At 42.7% G+C, this 17,044-nt stretch carries 18 protein-coding genes; 4 read left to right on the top strand and 14 right to left on the bottom strand.

Features of this window, described 5'->3' with window-relative positions:
* The gene (locus tag ACEW80_RS31200; protein ID WP_373530323.1) at positions 1–1,629 is read right to left on the bottom strand and encodes a phosphodiester glycosidase family protein; all 1,629 of its coding nucleotides are present in this window, start codon (positions 1,627–1,629) and stop codon (positions 1–3) included.
* Positions 1,630–2,098: 469 nt separating this feature from the next.
* On the opposite strand from ACEW80_RS31200, the gene ACEW80_RS31195 reads away from it, so the two are divergent.
* Complete coding sequence (locus ACEW80_RS31195; protein WP_373530322.1) at positions 2,099–3,220, top strand: ferrochelatase; 1,122 nt, start codon at positions 2,099–2,101, stop codon at positions 3,218–3,220.
* 36 nt (positions 3,221–3,256) lie between these two features.
* Here the strand turns inward: ACEW80_RS31195 and ACEW80_RS31190 are convergent, their stop codons facing one another.
* The 4 genes from ACEW80_RS31190 to ACEW80_RS31175 all read right to left on the bottom strand — a co-directional run bounded on the left by ACEW80_RS31190 (position 3,257) and on the right by ACEW80_RS31175 (position 5,749).
* The gene (locus ACEW80_RS31190) at positions 3,257–3,412 is read right to left on the bottom strand and encodes a hypothetical protein (protein WP_373530321.1); all 156 of its coding nucleotides are present in this window, start codon (positions 3,410–3,412) and stop codon (positions 3,257–3,259) included.
* A gap of 176 nt (positions 3,413–3,588) precedes the next feature.
* Positions 3,589–4,692, bottom strand: coding sequence for an AI-2E family transporter (locus ACEW80_RS31185; RefSeq protein ID WP_373530320.1), 1,104 nt, complete (start codon positions 4,690–4,692; stop codon positions 3,589–3,591).
* Positions 4,693–4,866: 174 nt separating this feature from the next.
* Positions 4,867–5,295, bottom strand: a complete 429-nt coding sequence (locus ACEW80_RS31180; RefSeq protein WP_373530319.1) for an NUDIX domain-containing protein — start codon at positions 5,293–5,295, stop codon at positions 4,867–4,869.
* 37 nt (positions 5,296–5,332) lie between these two features.
* Positions 5,333–5,749, bottom strand: coding sequence for a hypothetical protein (locus ACEW80_RS31175; RefSeq protein WP_373530340.1), 417 nt, complete (start codon positions 5,747–5,749; stop codon positions 5,333–5,335).
* A gap of 130 nt (positions 5,750–5,879) precedes the next feature.
* Between ACEW80_RS31175 and ACEW80_RS31170 the strand changes: the two genes are divergently transcribed.
* A complete protein-coding gene (locus ACEW80_RS31170) occupies positions 5,880–8,504 on the top strand; it encodes a tetratricopeptide repeat protein (protein WP_373530318.1) in 2,625 nt (874 codons plus the stop codon).
* 124 nt (positions 8,505–8,628) lie between these two features.
* Here the strand turns inward: ACEW80_RS31170 and ACEW80_RS31165 are convergent, their stop codons facing one another.
* From ACEW80_RS31165 to ACEW80_RS31145, 5 genes are all read right to left on the bottom strand, one after another.
* Positions 8,629–8,820, bottom strand: coding sequence for a hypothetical protein (locus ACEW80_RS31165; protein ID WP_373530317.1), 192 nt, complete (start codon positions 8,818–8,820; stop codon positions 8,629–8,631).
* Between the two features lie 222 nt (positions 8,821–9,042).
* Positions 9,043–9,594, bottom strand: coding sequence for a GNAT family N-acetyltransferase (locus tag ACEW80_RS31160; RefSeq protein ID WP_373530316.1), 552 nt, complete (start codon positions 9,592–9,594; stop codon positions 9,043–9,045).
* Positions 9,595–9,634: 40 nt separating this feature from the next.
* Entirely contained in the window at positions 9,635–10,426 is a 792-nt protein-coding gene (locus ACEW80_RS31155) for an EndoU domain-containing protein (protein WP_373530315.1), read from the bottom strand.
* A 318-nt stretch (positions 10,427–10,744) separates the two neighbouring features.
* Positions 10,745–11,128, bottom strand: coding sequence for a YkvA family protein (locus tag ACEW80_RS31150; RefSeq protein ID WP_373530314.1), 384 nt, complete (start codon positions 11,126–11,128; stop codon positions 10,745–10,747).
* 203 nt (positions 11,129–11,331) lie between these two features.
* Complete coding sequence (locus ACEW80_RS31145) at positions 11,332–12,198, bottom strand: aldo/keto reductase (protein WP_373530339.1); 867 nt, start codon at positions 12,196–12,198, stop codon at positions 11,332–11,334.
* A gap of 161 nt (positions 12,199–12,359) precedes the next feature.
* Here ACEW80_RS31145 and ACEW80_RS31140 point away from each other — a divergent pair, with 161 nt between their 5' ends.
* On the top strand, positions 12,360–13,121 hold the full coding sequence (locus tag ACEW80_RS31140; protein ID WP_373530313.1) for a hypothetical protein: 762 nt from the start codon (positions 12,360–12,362) through the stop codon (positions 13,119–13,121).
* Between the two features lie 265 nt (positions 13,122–13,386).
* Complete coding sequence (locus tag ACEW80_RS31135) at positions 13,387–13,650, top strand: DUF3146 family protein (RefSeq protein ID WP_373530312.1); 264 nt, start codon at positions 13,387–13,389, stop codon at positions 13,648–13,650.
* Positions 13,651–13,710: 60 nt separating this feature from the next.
* On the opposite strand, the gene ACEW80_RS31130 is transcribed toward ACEW80_RS31135, so the two are convergent.
* The 4 genes from ACEW80_RS31130 to ntcA all read right to left on the bottom strand — a co-directional run.
* Entirely contained in the window at positions 13,711–14,127 is a 417-nt protein-coding gene (locus tag ACEW80_RS31130; RefSeq protein ID WP_373530311.1) for a VOC family protein, read from the bottom strand.
* Positions 14,128–14,211: 84 nt separating this feature from the next.
* A complete protein-coding gene (locus tag ACEW80_RS31125) occupies positions 14,212–14,667 on the bottom strand; it encodes a pre-16S rRNA-processing nuclease YqgF (RefSeq protein WP_373530338.1) in 456 nt (151 codons plus the stop codon).
* A 104-nt stretch (positions 14,668–14,771) separates the two neighbouring features.
* Positions 14,772–16,262 (bottom strand): DUF3084 domain-containing protein, encoded by a 1,491-nt coding sequence (locus tag ACEW80_RS31120; protein ID WP_373530310.1) that lies wholly within the window; start codon positions 16,260–16,262, stop codon positions 14,772–14,774.
* Between the two features lie 169 nt (positions 16,263–16,431).
* Positions 16,432–17,044, bottom strand: a 613-nt coding sequence (ntcA, locus tag ACEW80_RS31115; protein ID WP_373530309.1) for a global nitrogen regulator NtcA, incomplete at its 5' end; no start/stop codon positions are given.

Raw genomic sequence — 17,044 nt, 5'->3', positions numbered from 1 at the left:
TTAACGTGTACGAGTGTCAATTCTCTTTTGGATGATAATAGCGTCGGCAATTGGCCGCTCTCCAGTGGTATCAGACGGACGGTTAATCAACTGCTGATTAATCGTCATAGTTGTAGAGCCACCACCATCGAGGTTGAGAGCATCTGTTGCTCCGAGCGATCGCATAATCTGAGCGCTTTCTTCAAAACTCGCACCCACACTCCTTGCTGGCTGACGACCATCAACTGTAACTAAAAGCAGCTTTCCTCTTGCCGTAATTCCAGCTAGTGTCCGAGGGTTACGTCGGACTCCAAATCTGTAGTAAAATTCAGGATTTTCTTGCCAGTGAAATCCTTCTGTGAAAGCAGTAATATCTATTTTTCCATTACGTACCAACCTTGGCCCACCATTGATGACTCCTAAAGCTTTGTCTATTGGCAGTTTCACTCCATTGGCTGAAACACAAGTATTAACGTCAATCTTTGAGCCTAGTTTCGCGTGATTCTGCAACCACTCCACAGCATCACCAGTGGCTGACAAAACTGAGCCATTGCTGGGTATCTGGCCTCCTCGCTGCCGTCGAAACTCGATCACCCGATCTGATGCATCAAGTACAACTTCCGCTCCTTCCCCTGGCTCTGTAGTTTGGCCAAAGATCGGTGTAAATTGAATTAACTCGCTGCTATCTGTGCAGGTAAAGTCATGCTTGGGCTTTTCAGTCGGAATATCTCCCCCTAGACCACCGCAACCTCGAATTAGTCCAGGCTTGCGGTTTAATCCATCGACTTCACGTCTTGCACCATCCTTTGCTATTGCAGTAATTTTAGACGTGAGAGCAGCTATACGGGCATCTCGACCAGAACGGTCAGGGAGGATAAGGCTCGTTCTACCATTAACTGCCTCGCTCACTAGCTTTCCGTTAATAATCGAAATACCTGCTAGGTCGCCTGGAGTCCCATCGTTTGCTCCAATGACAAAATACCCTCCGTTCACTGCTGCTAAAGCCGATGTTCGAGTAGAAAGCTGCGTTAGAGGTTCATTACCAGGGACAATTTTAGTAGCGAGTGCGGAAGCAAGTTTAAGGTCAAATTGATTGAGGTCGATCTCAAGTACATTTACAACCCACGGCCCAGTTGTTTCTTTTCCGTCTTCTGCTGTGTTCACAACTCGTAGTCCTGAATATCCAATAGCTACAAGTTGATCTCGTAAATTAATAGCAAGAGCTTCTGTATTAAAAGCGCCAACACGGACTAAATAACCGAGCGGGACTACTTCTGGATCATCTGGCGCTCGTCGCAGAATTGGCTCTAGCCGAGGCTGGTATCCTTGAGCTTTCAACAAGTTAGCAGCAGTTTGAGCTGCTTGTTGGGTGGCTTGGAATGTCACATCGACTGTATATACGGCACGCTCGGACTGTTTTCCCCTAACAATAACCGTGTGGGTAACACCACGAGCTATGTAATTTGATACCCGTGATTCTCTCAAATAAGGTTTTCCTAAAGGCAGCGAGTGCGAATAGTATTTGTCCGTGTGCTTTGATTCTTGGTTCGCACTGCTAACAAGTGGTTTAACTACTGCTAAGAACAAAGAGCAGGGAACTACTAAGTATAAAGCTATTGTCTTGTCAAGCAAACGGGCTTTCCAGGTCATTACTTACTCTTTTAACTAAATGATTGTAAAATTAGTCACAAACGTTTTTAGCTCTCAAAACTTGAAAGTGTTTGTGCGTCAATAGAACGTAGGAGCAGGTTGTCTTTGAAATATATGTTAATAATCCTGATTAAATTTAATTGCAGATATTTAACGGCAGGTTGTGTGCAATTAAACATTAGGTTAAGGCGTTTGACTATGGTGATTACAAGGATTACGTTGATTGCGATCGCATCCTGATAATACTTCACCTGTCCCAATTGCCTGATATATAACGAAAACTGATGTAACTAAAAAAGAGTTACCTAGTATGGAGTAATAATCACACTACGTCTTTTGATGTATTCTTTTAATTTTTGCACCTATCCTATCCCCCTGGATAGGATAATATTTTATTAGTGGGGAAATATTTAAGATATTCCCTAACTCTAAATCTCTGTGCACTCTGCTTATATTGAGGAATTTTATAGTGGTTGCCACGCCGGAAAAAGTCCAACATACCCACGAGCAATTATCAGGTAAAGACCGTGTAGCAGTACTGCTCATGGGCTACGGCGAAGTCGAAAGCTACGAAGATTTCGCCAACTATAACGAACAGGCTTTAAATCTACTGACAGCAAAATTTGCACCGGTGCCAACCTGGATTTATCCTCCTCTGGCAAAACTTTTGGCGCTATTTGATCGCCATGAGTGGGGACACACACACCACGATTTTATCTCCCCACACAATGCCATCTTTGAACAGCAGCGTGTCGGTATTGAGAAGTATTTACAAGAAAAATGGGGCAATAATGTCCAGGTTTTCAAAGCTTTCAACTTCTGCGCCCCCTTTCTGCCTAATCAAGTTTTGGCAGAAATTAAAAACCAAGGCTTCGATAAGCTGCTAATTTACCCACTGCTGGTTGTTGATTCTATCTTTACCAGTGGCATTGCGATCGAGCAAGTTAACAACGCTCTTGTTGAGTTGAGTGATGGCGAAGAACATTGGGTTAAAAGACAGCGCTATATTCCTTCCTTCTTCAACGAACCAGCCTACATCGATTTAATGGCTCATTTGGTTGAAGAGAAAATTAACGCTGATTTAGCAGGAGCTTACCTATCTTCTCAAATCGGCATTGTACTAATGAACCACGGCTGTCCCCATAAAGCGAAAGGATTTACCTCTGGGATTACCGAAAGTCAAACGCTGTACGATTTGGTACGAGATAAATTGATTAACCGCTATCCCTTAATCTCGGTGGGTTGGCTCAATCATGACACGCCCTTAATTGATTGGACACAGCCAAATGCACAGCAAGCCGCCACTAATCTAATTCAATTGGGGGCAAAAGTCGTGGTATTTATGCCAATTGGCTTTGCTACAGAAAATCACGAAACTCTATTAGATGTGCACCATATCATCCATACTTTGGAGAAACAGCATCCTGGTACGAACTACGTGCAGATGGCTTGCGTCAACGACCATTCGGAATTCTTGGCGATGGCGGCGCAATGGGCTGATGCTCATATTGAACAACTGTTATCAGAGCAAACTTTAGCAGTTAATCCCCAACTAGCTGGCGATCATCACCATCACCACCATCATCATTAAGCAAGAATGTAGGATAGGCATTGCCCATCCTAACATTTATAGGGTAATTAGTTGACAGTCCCACACCTTGAAGGCATGGGACTTTTTGGGTTTGTCTATGCGGCTGGCTTGTGCTTTGCTAACTTTAACGCCGACAAAAATAGAATCATACCCAAAATTACATACAGCACTTCCGGCAGCTATGAGGTACATTCTCAAAGCTGAAAGCTATGCTAGGAAAGGGAAAGGAGAAAAACTATATTCCATAATAGCGGGAAGCGCTGTATAGCAAAGAACTTGCTACATACCTTAAAAGGTTGCTGCCAATAAACGCTCCCAGTATTGAACCAGATGCCATTGAAACAGCAAACTACCCACCACTTCCCTACTTAGCTATAAGTTCCTACTGTCTCACTCGTGAACTTAACTGGTTCTGGCTCGATATCATCTATCTTATTAAACTCCCCAGCCCGCCAGCTATCTGTTATGTCCTTAATAAAACTTGCAATAGGTATTGCAATTAACAAACCCAGCACTCCTCCTAACTTTGCCCCCAGCAACAAAGAAATCACCACCCAAACTGGATTTAAGCCAGTCAAATTACCGAGAATACGAGGTGCAATAAAATTAGAATTAACTTGGTCGATCGCAACAGCAATACCTAAGACTTCAACTCCTAACCAAAAGTTTTGTAACGCTACCAAAAGACTGACTATGGCAATACCTACCCCCGTACCAAAAGGAAAGAGAGAAAACAAGCCAATGCCAATGCCAAACAGTAAAGCCAAGGGAACTTGCAGTGCTAAAAACGCCAGTGTAATTGCCACCCCTAACACAGCTCCCAATGTTGCTTGACCGATAAAGTAATTGTGGAAATCTTCTCTCAGTGATTGCCGTACTTTTGAGCCAATGTTAGAGGGAAACCACTGAAAAACTCCGTCCCAAAGACGTTGACCGTTCAATATTAAGTAGATAGTCAGCACCACCGCCAGCAGCACATTGACCACAATACCAATGGTATCGACGGCAAAACCGAGAATCCTACCAGTGAAGGACTGGAGTTGGTTAGATAATCGTTCGAGAACTTGAGTAAATAAACCACTTAAATTAATGGGAAGTTGCTGTTGACTTAACGCCCAATCCTGGAAAGTTTGCAGCTGCTGAGTCCCAGAATCAATCCAACTGGGCAAAATATTAGCTAGCTCATTCAGCTGTTGTATAATCAGGGGAACCAAGGTGATGCCTAAAGCCACTAAAATCACCACAGTCAAAAGCAACACTCCCCCGATCGCTAAGTTAGATTTTACGCCTTGTTCTTGGAGAAACTGAATCGGATAGTTCAATACAAAAGCTAGTAGGATGGCGGCGGCAATAATGCTGACTAAGGGTTGAAAATACTGGACAACTTGGAGCAATAACCAGCCGTTGAGAATGGCAATGGGAAATGCCAATCCTATAGTTAACCATCGCGGCAGTTTGTTTGCTGATTGCATTAATAGTAACTCCATAAGAATTTTAACTTTATCAGAACTTACGCAAACAATAGTCGAAAACAATAATTTTCAGGTAGAGGCAATTTATGAATTGACCCTACAACGTATATTGCGTAAGTACTATAGGCAACAAATAGGTGTTTAGCAAACAGTGATTCTCTTTGATTAGGTCTGTTAATTTGTCTTCATAAAATCCAACATAATTCGCTGATGCATATACCCTAAAGGTCGAACTTCGCCAGCGTTTTGCGAATAACATTTACCTTGATGAATATCTTCTGGGGTAAAGAATCCCATATCCCAGCCTTCATTCAGAACCAGTTGATTTAATTCCACCAAAAGTGGCGCATGAAAAACATGACGGACAACTTTTTCATCGGGATAAGAGCCAAATTCAACAAAGGGTGGTAATATGTAGCCAATTTCTTCTAATATTTCTCGCTTCACTGCTACATCTGGTGTTTCACCGGGTTCGAGATGACCGCCAAACATCGCCCAGTACCCAGGGTAGAGAATACCAGGAATATTATCCCGTAATTGCATGAGAAACTTGTTTTCTTGGTAGAGTATTGCGATCGCTACGTGCAGTGGTTGATTGCTCATAAATTTTGATTTATTTGGCTATTTTTTATTGTAATTATTACTCTTCTTCTAAATAAACTTCCCCCAATTCTTTGCCAGCTAAGGGGATACTTTGGTAGCGAACTTTACCCTTAATCACTACTTGCGATCGCTCGCCCAGATTCTTTTGATTGGTGACAACCCAAATTTTGCCAGTTGAGTCATTAATCTCATAAGCCCACTGCTTCATCAAGGGAGCTTGCTTTTCTACCTTACCTTGGATATAAACTATAGCCTGATTGTCTTGTTCTGGTTTAATCTCTCCAATGGGAGTGATATTGGTGCCAATTTTCAAGTTACTCCCGCTCAAGCCAGAAGATGTCAAACCACCACAACCACAAAGTCCCACTACCAAAAAAAAGGTCAACCCCAGGCGGTAAGTAACAATGCTGTGTCCGTACAAGAACGAAACAAACAAATTTCTCGCTTGTTGCATGAAAGCCCCCGATTGAGCAAATTTTTTCGTCACTGCTTACTTTGTCGCCAGTTTAATTAGGTCAGTTCCCATCTATATTATTCTCTTCGGTTTCAGAAACACACTCACAAAGTAATTAAAATCGAGATTCATGAAGAATATTCCCCAACCGAATTCGCACAATAAAAATATCTCTTCTGCCAAAGGGTTTGGCAGTCGATACCCGAATATTGACCAGTTGTTTGCCCAAGCAGTCAACTGTCACCAGCAGCAGCAGTTTGACCAGGCACTAACTGCCTATCGACAAGTTTTAGCGATTAATCCTAAATATATAGATGCCCTGACGAATTTGGGAAGTCTGCTCAAACGCTTGGGACAGGTTGAAGAAGCGATCGCAATCTATCGCCAAGGATTAGCGTTAAAACCTGAAAGTGCAGAAACCTGGTTTAACCTGGGCAATGCCCTCCACGACATCGGACAATTAGAGGCAGCAAAATCAGCCTTCCAGCAGGCAGTGCAGCTCAAACCGAATTTGGGTGTTGCCCACTTCAAGTTAGGAAAAGTTCTCCAAGAACAGGAAAAATTGACTCAGGCGGCAGACTGCTATCAACGAGCTATTAACCTGATGCCGGATTCGTCCCAAGCTTACACCAACCTGGGTAATGTTCTCAAAGGGCTGGGTCAATTAGAGGCAGCGATCGCTCACCATCGTCAAGCACTGCAACTGCAACCTAACTCGGCACAGACTTACTACAATCTGGGAAATACCCTTGCCGCCCAAGAGCAATACGAATCAGCCATAGCAGCCTATCAGCAGGCACTCCAACTGCAACCAAACTGGGCTGAAGCCCTGTTAAATCTGGCGATCGCGTGTCTTGGTTTGGAAAATTTCGAGCAGGCAGAGCAAGCTTTAAAACAAGCTGTGGTTCTGAAAAGTGACTTAATCCCAGCCCACTTCCATCTAGGCAAACTGTTACAGAAACAGGGCGACACTGCTGCTGCTGAAGTCTACCTTCGCCAATACTGGGAACTTCAGCCCGATGAGCCAAAAGCCTGGGAGGCTCTTTTGTCAGCCCTCCAAATTCAGGGGAAACATTCTGAGTGCATCGCCCTGTTGCAAGATCACCTCAAAAGCCATCCTGATCAAGCGATCGCTCACTACTACCTGGGCACTATATACAACAATCTGAATCGTTTCCCTGAGGCAATTGAGCATCTACAGCAAGCATTGCAACTTGACCCTAGCCTAGCAATTGCCCACAATAATCTGGGTTATGCCTTCATTCAAAACGGACAATTGAGTGCGGGGATTGACAGTTGCCTACGAGCAATTGAGATTCAGCCGAATTTAGCGATCGCCTATCTCAACCAGGGTCTTGCCCTAAATAACCAAGGCAGAGTTTCAGAAGCGATCGCTTGGTTCCAAGAAACGCTGCGGATTGACCCAGACTACCATCCAGCTAACACCAACCTGCTGTATGCCCTCAATTACTCGCCAGCCTACAGCCCTGCCGCAGTTGCCGCTGCCCACCACCAGTGGGGTCAGCAAGTCACGCAGAAGGTTTTGAGTCAGAAATTATCATCCAAAATTCCCAATCGTTCGATGGTTCCTGAGCCTTGTCGAAGGACTGAGCGGAGCCGTTCGCGTAGCGTTCCGCAGGAAAGTCCAAAATCTAAAATTCTTCGTGTGGGTTACGTCTCGCCCGACTTCCGCCAACACTCAGTAGTCTACTTTTTCGAGCCAATTCTTAGCCATCACGACTCTACCCAAGTAGAAACTTTTTGCTATGCCAATGTCCCTAACCCAGATGCAGTTACCCGGCGACTCCGTGGTTTATCCCAGCACTGGCAAGATGTTTACAATCTGGACGATGACCAATTGGCCGATCTAGTGCGATTTGATGGCATTGACATTTTGGTAGATTTGGCTGGTCACACTGGTAGCAACCGCCTGCTGATGTTTAACCGCCAGCCCGCCCCCATTCAAGTTACTTACTTGGGCTATCCTAATACCACTGGCTTAGTGAATATGGATTACCGCCTCACTGATAATTGGGCTGACCCCCCTGGTTTGACGGATGATTATTATACTGAGAAACTTATTCGCTTATCTCGGTGCTTTTTGTGTTATCAGCCCTCTCCCACAGCCCCGGCGGTGATCGACTTACCCGCCAAGAGTATGGGGCGAATTACCTTTGGTTGCTTCAACAACCTACCCAAAATCACCCCAGAAGTGATTGCTCTGTGGTCAGAAATTCTCCATTCCGTGCCGAATTCTCGGATAATCCTTAAGATTCGCTGGTTCGACGATCAACCAACCCGCGATCGCTATCTATCACTGTTTGCTGACTGCGGCATTGACAGTCGGCGAGTGAAGTTAATCGGCATAATTCCAGACCCCAATCACCACCTCGCTTTCTATGGCAACATTGACATTGCCCTCGATCCCTTTCCCTACCATGGGACAACGACCACCTGCGAGGCTCTATGGATGGGCGTTCCAGTTATTACCCTAGCGGGACAGACCCATGTCAGCCGGGTAGGAGTTAGCTTGCTGACTACTGTAGGGCTACCAGAGTTGATTGCCTGCACTCCCCAGGAGTATGTGGCCAAGGCAATAGCTTTGGCATCTGATCTGGTGACTTTGAGCCAGTTGCGGGCTAATCTCCGGCAACAAGTAGCGGCTTCTCCTCTGTGCGATGCTGTTGCCCATACCCAGGCTATAGAAGCCATCTATCGACAGTTTTGGCAGCAGTTTGTTCAACTGGCAGATTAAAAGCATACTTCATGCTGAGAAATTGGATGCGTAGTTTACCGCACTTCTCTACGAGACGCTGCGCGAACGACAAAGCTCAGTGACTGCCGCAGGCATCGCTTCTGCTACAATAGCACCTGTTATTTTATTCAACTTTTTTTTGTTTAACATAGTTACGAAAGTCATTTATTGTGAGTTGATCGAGCCATTGATGATGTTCTTTGGTATAGTCACCATAGCCCACTTCTAACTGCTGCAAAAATCTCAGCGTTCCTGCTACTCCTAAAGCATGAATTAGGGCTTTATATCCTTGCTGTCTAATTTCCGTCGGTTTCATTGTTTTCTGGCTGTATTTGCAAAATATTCATTAACCAAATCGTAGGATTTTCTCCCAATAATAATTATTAGAGTTAGTCTCAACACCCAAAATATCGTTAACTATTTTTATTTTGTCTTTTCCACAATCAATTCTCAAAATATACGTATACCTCACGGTATGGCTCCTAGTTTTATTTTTACTTAAATATTTTCGTATTCTTGCACCGGGAAAAGAGTATAACTAGACACAGAGCCGCGATGCTTTCCACTCGTAGTCAAGGATGGCATAAAGAAAGTTGTCGTACCATCTGCCTTTGATTAACTCTCTTTCCCGCAAATGTCCCTCACGACGCATACCAATTTTTTCTAATACTTTTACAGAAGCAAGATTCTGTGCAACACACCAAGACCAGATTCGATGCATTTCCAATTCTTCAAAGCCGAACTTTAAAATGGCCTGTGCTGCTTCTGTTGCATACCCTTGTCCCCAATATTGAGTGTTGAATTCATAGCCGATATTTGCTTCCCGCATTTCCGTGTCGTTTACACGGATACCACAATTGCCAATAAGCTGATTTTCTTCTTTGAGGACAACAGCTAACTGAAACTTTGTCCGTGGTTGCTCTTTTTGCTGACTAATAAACATTTGGACAAATTCGCAAACATCGTTCTGTGTTCGGTGCGTCCAGTGGGAGTAACGCAAGTATAAAGGATCAGATTGATAAGCAAAAACCGCCTGCCAGTCTGCCTCTACAAACTCACGCATTAGCAAGCGGTGTGTTTCTAAGATCATGTCTTTTATCTATGCGCTTAGTGCAGGCAATCTAGGAATTTTAACTTTTACATTTTACACCTTGAGGAGTAGCATCAGGATAATAGGTAATGATCGCTTTTTCTTTCCTCACAAAAACTGTAGGAAAGGATTCTCCTGTTTCTTGATCACGCACATTATAAATACACGCTCCCTCATTATTTCCTTGGAGTTTAAATATTTTTGTAGCGTCTAAAAGTATTTCTTGAGCGTTGCTAAGGTAGCCATAGCCTTTGATTACATCTGTTACTGTACGACTTTCCTTTTTAATTACTACACCCATTGTATAAATGACCCCAGGAACAACTTCCCCTCGTTCCTGATTATTTGCCAAACGTCCGCCTATTCCCTCATTTTGTAACTGTAAATATCTGCCATAAAAGTGTAAACCACCAATATCATTAGCGTTATATATTTCACCACAAAATATATGTTCAAACCCCTGACGCTTGAACCAAATATTTGTTAAGTCTTCGAGAAATTGGGCTTTATTTCTACGTCCTGGACGAAGTTCATCGCTGCTAGCTTGCTGAAGTTTCTGGACTACATCGGGGTAATAAGATAACAATTGTTTAAAATTTTTGGAACTAACTTTAGTGCCAATAGAACCACAGAGTTTTAGTACAGCTTGATCAAAAGAATTTAGTTGCGGTGGTGGTGGTGTGATATCTACCTGTTGTCCTGCGGGGAAACGAACAGGAACCGGGTTATCTAGATTATCAAAAAAGGGCAGAAGTTGCGTATCTGGCTGAGGCTGCGCGATCGCTGAATTTTGCCAGAAAAAAGGAGAAACCAGTAGCAAAGTAGCAAACATCTTTACCATTTGCTTTGACCTATTGATTACAGAACTTTGTTGCATAATTTTTAGATTAATTATCTAGAGAATAGTACTATATCAAGTTTAATTTGATATATAACGTACTTTCTTAAAAACCCGGTTTTTTTTAATAAACCTCTTGCAAAAAAGTTTTGTGGTATTATTGGGAGTTAACTAAATATAAGATTTGTTAGCTGTTTGAAGTTCGTAATATTAAATAAATTGGCAGCTTTGTATGAAATCTAGATGAAATTTTTGTTTTCTCAAAGACATTACTCTAAGCTAGTTTTTGAAAAAAGCAACAGATGTCGTTGTTTATCGTTTTAAGAAGTGTTTTAGCCAAAGCGCAGTTAAAATCCCCAACAGTACCCAGATAATTACAATGACACCCGCTGCTACCCAACTAGTAGGCTTTTTTTGAGACAGTGCAGTTTCAGCCCTCTCGCGGCATTCGGCTAAAACGGATGGGGGAATCAACTTCAGGACTAGCCAAACTCCAAAAGGTACTATGATTAGGTCGTCGAGATAGCCAAGAATAGGAATAAAATCTGGAATTAGGTCGATAGGACTAAAAGCATAAGCAACAACACCAGCCGCCAAAAGTCTGACATACCAAGGAACCCTGGAATCTTTACTAGCTAGGTAAACAGCATATGTTTCTTTTTTAAGTTTCTTGGCTAGTTGCTTTAATGACTGCATATTAGACCTGTTGCAAACAAGTTTTGTCGTATGGTGGACGGCTGACTAAAGCCAAGAGAAATTTAGGCTTTTTGAACAATAAACCGGGTTGATTAAGTCCTTTAAAAGTCTGTTGACTTGGAATTTTGAATTGTTTATCTAGTTAAAGATGGCGCGTAAATATTTAGCAACTTTCACTAAATCTACATTAGTTAGTGAAATGATTAAGTTGCTCGATCAATTTTTTGCACTTCTTCATCAGATAGTTTTACATTGACAGCTTGTGCTGAGTCTTCAATACTGGAAACCTTGCTAGCACCAGGAATTGGCAAAATAGCGGGTGACTTGGAACGCAACCACGCCAGAACAATATTATACACTGACACACCATTTTCTTTAGCTAACTGAGCGATCGCCCGAATATCTTGCAAATCCTGATGGCGACGCCTACCACCAAAGGGACTCCAAGGCAAAAAGGTCAATCCTTGCTGTTCGCAATACTTCAATACGCCGTCATTTTCTGGCTGTCGTTGCCAAGGGCTGTATTGATTCTGCACTGAGATAATATCGACCACATCCCGCGCCTGCTTAATTTGTTCAACGGAAAAGTTAGAAACTCCCACAAACCGAATCAAACCGGCTTCCACTGCTTCTTTAACTGGTGCAAGGGATTCTTCAATGGTGTAATTAGTATCAGGCGAATGGTATTGCCAAACATCAATAGGTTTAGCACCACCCAAAGCCTCAAAACTGACTCGAATTGTTTGGCGCAAATGTTCTGGGTTGCCGTTACTTGTCCAACTGCCATCGGGACGCATCAAACCGCCCTTAGTTGCCACAATCACTTGGCTAACATCGCCTTTGTAACTACTAAGGGCTTTGTGAATTAATTGCTCATTATGGTGTTTATCTGACTCATCTTTGCAGTAAGAATCAGCCGTGTCAATAAATGTAATACCCAGATCCAACGCCCGATGAATAACTTGAATTGATTGTGATTCGGGAGGGCGATTAGAAATTGACATGGGCATACCACCCAAACCGATCGCACTCACAAAGATACCAGTTTTTCCTAGTTGTTTAGTTTCCATGCTTCTAGCCATAGCTTTCTGCCCCAATTATCTATCAGTTAGCCAAAGCTTTTTTAGCGATTCATCATAAATCTTCCCTAGTACTGAGATTTGATGATCAGTAAATGGGCTACGAGGGGAATACTCTACTCAGAGGTTAAGTATTCTATATACAAGTACCGATGAAAATCGTAGAGGAAACCCGTACCAGATTGCAGCTAAAGCATCGACCATTCGGATATTGGTTTAGTGGGTGGTGCATTTTTACTGTCTGTTTAGGCTTTTTGATTTACTGCTTAGTTTTTGATTATGCTTCAGTTAGTCTCAGTTGTACTCGGCTTTCACAAAACCAAATTAACTGTGAATTCAAGCGGTTTAATTTGCTGGGAAGCATGGAGAAACTCAAAATGTTTGATCTCCAGGAAGCATACGTTCTTACAAAGACTGGTAGCAAAGGGAGCAAAACCTATCAAGTTATGATTGTAACTCCATTTGGAGACTTTGCCCTGCTGTCACATATTAGCTATCAAGAGAATCAGGAAATTGCCTTTAAAATCAACGTTTTTATCAACTCTGGGCAAACTTCCCTCTTAGTGCAGCAGAATCAGCGTAATTATCTATTTTTCTTAAGTTTATTTATATTGATTGTGATGGCGATCGCAGCTTATTTCGCAACATCACCTGTAACTATCTGCACCTTTTATAAGAGTCTTAATCAGGTATTTATAGAACGTAAAAGTTTACGTGGTAACAAAATTATTGAACATCCACTAGAAAATATTCTGCGTTTTGATATCCAAGAAAAGCAATTTAAATACTCCAAGCTTTATCGGGTTGTAATTGTGCTGAAATCCTGCCAGGAAGTTCCAATAAACCCACAATACACTGATGAAAAGAGCATCAGATACGCAGTTTCTCGGATACACTCATTCCTAAGATATTAACAAAAATTACCCGCACTACGTGCCTCTGCGTCCTGAGACTGAAATCATCGGCTTGCAAACAAAGCCTAACGATCCAGGTTTTTCGGCATTAAATTCGCGCAAGTTATAGCGGTGACTTTAGGATACTGAAGTTGTCCGGCTGATTAACACAACCCAGTAAACTAAAAATACCCACTATGTTAGTTTGTCTAATTAAGCTATGTTTGGTAAATAGAATAAGTAGCATACATGATCGACTGTTATTCCACACTTGACATAAAGCATTGTGAGTGCAAAACGTCTACCAGAAACCATTGCCCATGTCCGAATTACCCGCCAATCCTGGCAACACGGCTTCCTTGAAGGTGAAGTGAATGCGGGTGAGTTTGAGTGGCATTTCCATTGGCATTTTCGCCGGGGAGAACTTGCCGTTAAGCCTTCCCAAGGCCGCGCCTTAATCAAAGAACCCCTCGGTCGATTTTTGGAGCAACAAGATTACCAGCTAGAGCCTGGAGGAGATTATGCTTTTACTATTCGGGCAGAACTTTAGGAGTTATAAGTTGTGAAGATCAGCTAAAACACATCTTGAAAAATTGAGTTGTGTTGCTGTTCACTCAATTTCAAACTTTCCATTGAAAAGCACTACACGCCAACCATCAGGGTCTTCAATCGTTACGCTTTTGCCTTTCCAATAAGGGTTTTCTGGCTCCACTTCGGGATATCCCAAACGAGAAAGACGGTTTTTGATTTGTGCTATTTTTTCTAGATCGGGGATATACAGTACCAGTAAGTTGTCTTTTGTTGGAGCCAGACAGGTACTTCCAGTTTTATGAGTTGTAAATTCTAGGTGATATTGAGCGTTGGGCAATCCAAACATGACTCCATCGTATCCATCATGCTCTGTAAACGAGTACAGCTTTCTCAATCCCAAGCCATCCTCGTAAAACTCAACCACTTTTGCCAGTTTGTCGGTTGGTCTAGCAATTCTGAACTGAACAGCCGGAAAATTTGGATTATTTGTGTTCATATTACCTTTGCATTGAACGACATAACAACAGACACAAAGGAGACAAGATGTGGAGCAGCTTAGTAACTCCTAACTATTGACTCTTCACTCCTTACTCCTCATTGCTGATTCAGTAAGGCGATTTAAGTATCTTTCAATTAAGAGAATGGCAACAATGTCATCTATCGGTCTTGGTGGCTGTCGCATACCCTGTGGCAATAGCTTTATTAGCCCTTTGGGTGGGTACATTTGCCAATAGCGATCGCGTGCTTCTAAGGTTGTGTAGCGCTCATCTACTAAAATTATATTTAGGGCTGCTGTTAATTCCTGATATAATTGCTGTTTCCACTGCTTGGCTGTAGTTTGGTCGCCCATCACCATCAAGGAGATGGGATATTTTTGTCGCAGTGTTTCAATGGTAGCGATCGCCTCTTTTGCCAGCACCACCTGATGATAATACACTTGCCGATCCAGTGCCATCACCGCTAAACCACACTTATCTCGACCTGGATCAAATCCCAAGATGACTGGTTGCGTCGGTGAAAATTCACGGAAAATCATCATAAATTAAAAATGAAGAAATGCAATTACAGTAAGTATTTTGGCTGCTGTTCAAATCTGCTTAAATCTTACTAATAACAGTGTGCAAATAATTTTTTAATTTTTTAAGTGCTAAAAATAATTTGTCCGTTGACTATTGCCACTAATTTTACTCTCAATGGGCCAGATGTGTAAGTGTCCTCTGCTGCGATCGCTTTAATCTCCAATGATTGATTGGACTGTCTTAGTTGGGCAACAAAACGCAGAAAAGCCCCCTCTACTTGGACATTTTCGACAATTCCGGCATTACGAGCCCGAAATTGGGAAGCAGAAATTAATAATTCTAGCCGCTGCTGTAATTGATAGGATGTCATGGTTTTAGAATCAGCAGTAGTTGTGGCTAGCACTGCACCTCCCAAAAAAACCAATTGATTCCGGGCTATATCAGTGAAAAACTCTATCTGCTTTTCTCCCCTGACGTAATTACCAGCCGAGAAAATTCGCACTACGTATTCTTGACTGTCGCTAATTTGCTTGCTCAATTGCTCAACTCTATCCTGGGTAACGCGCAGTAGCTGTACATTTGCAACATTTCCACCAGGCTCACTCAATTCGAGGTTGGCGTTACGATTGGCTTCTTGTAAAATTTGTGCCACCGCCTGACGAGCAGCAGCAGTTTTGTTAACACGAACTACACCAGCGGCCAAAACCTGACCGCGAACTAAGGCCAGCTTACCCAAACGCAGGTCGCGGTAAGACTGATAATATTTTTCTAGTCTTGCAACTTCCTGTTCTAAAGATTGCTGTTGTCCTTCTAACTCTTTGAGGCGAAATTCCCGTTTGACAATTACTTGCTCTCGTGCTGCAACTTCGAGATTACGCTTTTGAATCAGTTGATCTAATTGGGCAATTTTTTGATCGCGCGCTTCTATGGCTTCTTGACGGTTAGCAAGTTCACGATCGCGTTTTCCAATGGCTGTTTTGGCTTCGTCTATCGCTTTTTTCGCTTCAGCATACAGTCGTTGACGTTCTCCCTTGAGTAGTTCAACTGCCGTCTGTAACTCCTTTCTCTGATTGTAAACGCTTTGCAATTCAGCGATCGCTTTTTGGTACTGAGTTACAACTTGTTCTAGCTGACCTTGAGTGCGTTGGAGTTGAGTTTGAGTTTGGGCTTGTTGACTAATAGTGCGGTTCAACTGAGCTTGTGTTTGGCGTTGCTTGGCATTGGCCGCCTGCAAAGATTGGTTAATTACCTGCAAGTCTTGCTGTGCCTTTGTTTGGGCAATTCTTGCTTGATTTAGCTCATTTTCTACCTGACTTTTCTGAGTTTCTGCGGTTTTTAGTTGTTCCCGCTTTTGTCTGAGGTCTGTTTGAATATCCTCTAACTCAAAGACTCCCTTTCGCAAGCCTTCATCCGCAGCGAATAAAATTCCTAATGTTGATGCTGAAATCAAACCACCCGTAAAAATAGTTACTACTACAGCGGTATTTTTCGGACGAAGTTTAAAAAGTGAGAGGCGGGCTTTGCCAACTCGTGTGCCGATGCGATCGCCCACGGTGGCAATTACGCCTCCCAGAATTAAAATTGCGGCAATGAGGATGTATCCGGTGGTCATTTTTAGCTACCGAAATCCTTCCAGATACAGCCTAATACTTTTAAACATTGTCTGGAAAGAAGTGGAGATTGGCAATAGCTGAAATTACTCAATTTTAGATTTACCTCTAGCTATTAGTGTGATTTTTCAAAACACAACACGCGCCGACTCCCCTTGACTCCAATTGTTTTTATGTGAACTGCCTACTTAAAGTAACAGGTTTATGCACAGTAATCTTCTTTTTGTGGATAGAAATCATCTTTTTTTCACGCAAATCTCCCAGTAGCCTAGTAACAGTAACACGAGTTGAACCAATTGCCTCAGCGATCGCTTGATGAGATAACTTCAAATCAATAGTGATCCCATCTGCACAAGGAACCCCAAAATCTCGACAAAGAATTAACAAAAAACTCACCAACCTGGAACCCATATCTCGGTGGGCGAGAGTTTCAATCATCATCTCTGTCTGTAAAATTCTCGAAGATAGACCCCGCAGCATTAACATTGATAATTCGGGATTTTCCTTGAGTGCTTGCTCCACCTGTTCAATTGGAGCTGACAGTAATTCCACAGAAGTAAATGCAACCGCATGGTAAAACCGATCCGACTTATTTCCTGTCAGCAATGACAATACACCAAAAACACTATTTTCCCGCAGCAACGCTACCGTTATTTCCTCTCCTGCCTCGTACACCCTGGAAAGTTTAACAGCACCTTTCAAAAGAAAATAAACTCGTTCGGCAGGATCGCCAGGAAAAAAGATCGTTTTATTGCGTTCAAACGTTTCCACAACTGGCGGAAAC

The sequence above is a fragment of the Nostoc sp. genome (assembly GCF_041747015.1).
GTDB lineage: Bacteria > Cyanobacteriota > Cyanobacteriia > Cyanobacteriales > Nostocaceae > Nostoc.
This window is presented reverse-complemented; position numbering and strand designations above follow the sequence as displayed.

What these genes read in the sequence shown, in the direction of transcription:
- ACEW80_RS31200 (WP_373530323.1), bottom strand. Translation starts at nt 1,629, where the DNA reads ATGACCTGGAAAGCCCGTTTGCTTGACAAGACAATAGCTTTATACTTA.
- ACEW80_RS31190 (WP_373530321.1), bottom strand. Translation starts at nt 3,412, where the DNA reads ATGTACCTCATAGCTGCCGGAAGTGCTGTATGTAATTTTGGGTATGAT.
- ACEW80_RS31185 (WP_373530320.1), bottom strand. Translation starts at nt 4,692, where the DNA reads ATGCAATCAGCAAACAAACTGCCGCGATGGTTAACTATAGGATTGGCA.
- ACEW80_RS31180 (WP_373530319.1), bottom strand. Translation starts at nt 5,295, where the DNA reads ATGAGCAATCAACCACTGCACGTAGCGATCGCAATACTCTACCAAGAA.
- ACEW80_RS31175 (WP_373530340.1), bottom strand. Translation starts at nt 5,749, where the DNA reads ATGCAACAAGCGAGAAATTTGTTTGTTTCGTTCTTGTACGGACACAGC.
- ACEW80_RS31170 (WP_373530318.1), top strand. Translation starts at nt 5,880, where the DNA reads ATGAAGAATATTCCCCAACCGAATTCGCACAATAAAAATATCTCTTCT.
- ACEW80_RS31165 (WP_373530317.1), bottom strand. Translation starts at nt 8,820, where the DNA reads ATGAAACCGACGGAAATTAGACAGCAAGGATATAAAGCCCTAATTCAT.
- ACEW80_RS31160 (WP_373530316.1), bottom strand. Translation starts at nt 9,594, where the DNA reads ATGATCTTAGAAACACACCGCTTGCTAATGCGTGAGTTTGTAGAGGCA.
- ACEW80_RS31155 (WP_373530315.1), bottom strand. Translation starts at nt 10,426, where the DNA reads ATGTTTGCTACTTTGCTACTGGTTTCTCCTTTTTTCTGGCAAAATTCA.
- ACEW80_RS31150 (WP_373530314.1), bottom strand. Translation starts at nt 11,128, where the DNA reads ATGCAGTCATTAAAGCAACTAGCCAAGAAACTTAAAAAAGAAACATAT.
- ACEW80_RS31145 (WP_373530339.1), bottom strand. Translation starts at nt 12,198, where the DNA reads ATGGAAACTAAACAACTAGGAAAAACTGGTATCTTTGTGAGTGCGATC.
- ACEW80_RS31140 (WP_373530313.1), top strand. Translation starts at nt 12,360, where the DNA reads ATGAAAATCGTAGAGGAAACCCGTACCAGATTGCAGCTAAAGCATCGA.
- ACEW80_RS31130 (WP_373530311.1), bottom strand. Translation starts at nt 14,127, where the DNA reads ATGAACACAAATAATCCAAATTTTCCGGCTGTTCAGTTCAGAATTGCT.
- ACEW80_RS31125 (WP_373530338.1), bottom strand. Translation starts at nt 14,667, where the DNA reads ATGATTTTCCGTGAATTTTCACCGACGCAACCAGTCATCTTGGGATTT.
- ACEW80_RS31120 (WP_373530310.1), bottom strand. Translation starts at nt 16,262, where the DNA reads ATGACCACCGGATACATCCTCATTGCCGCAATTTTAATTCTGGGAGGC.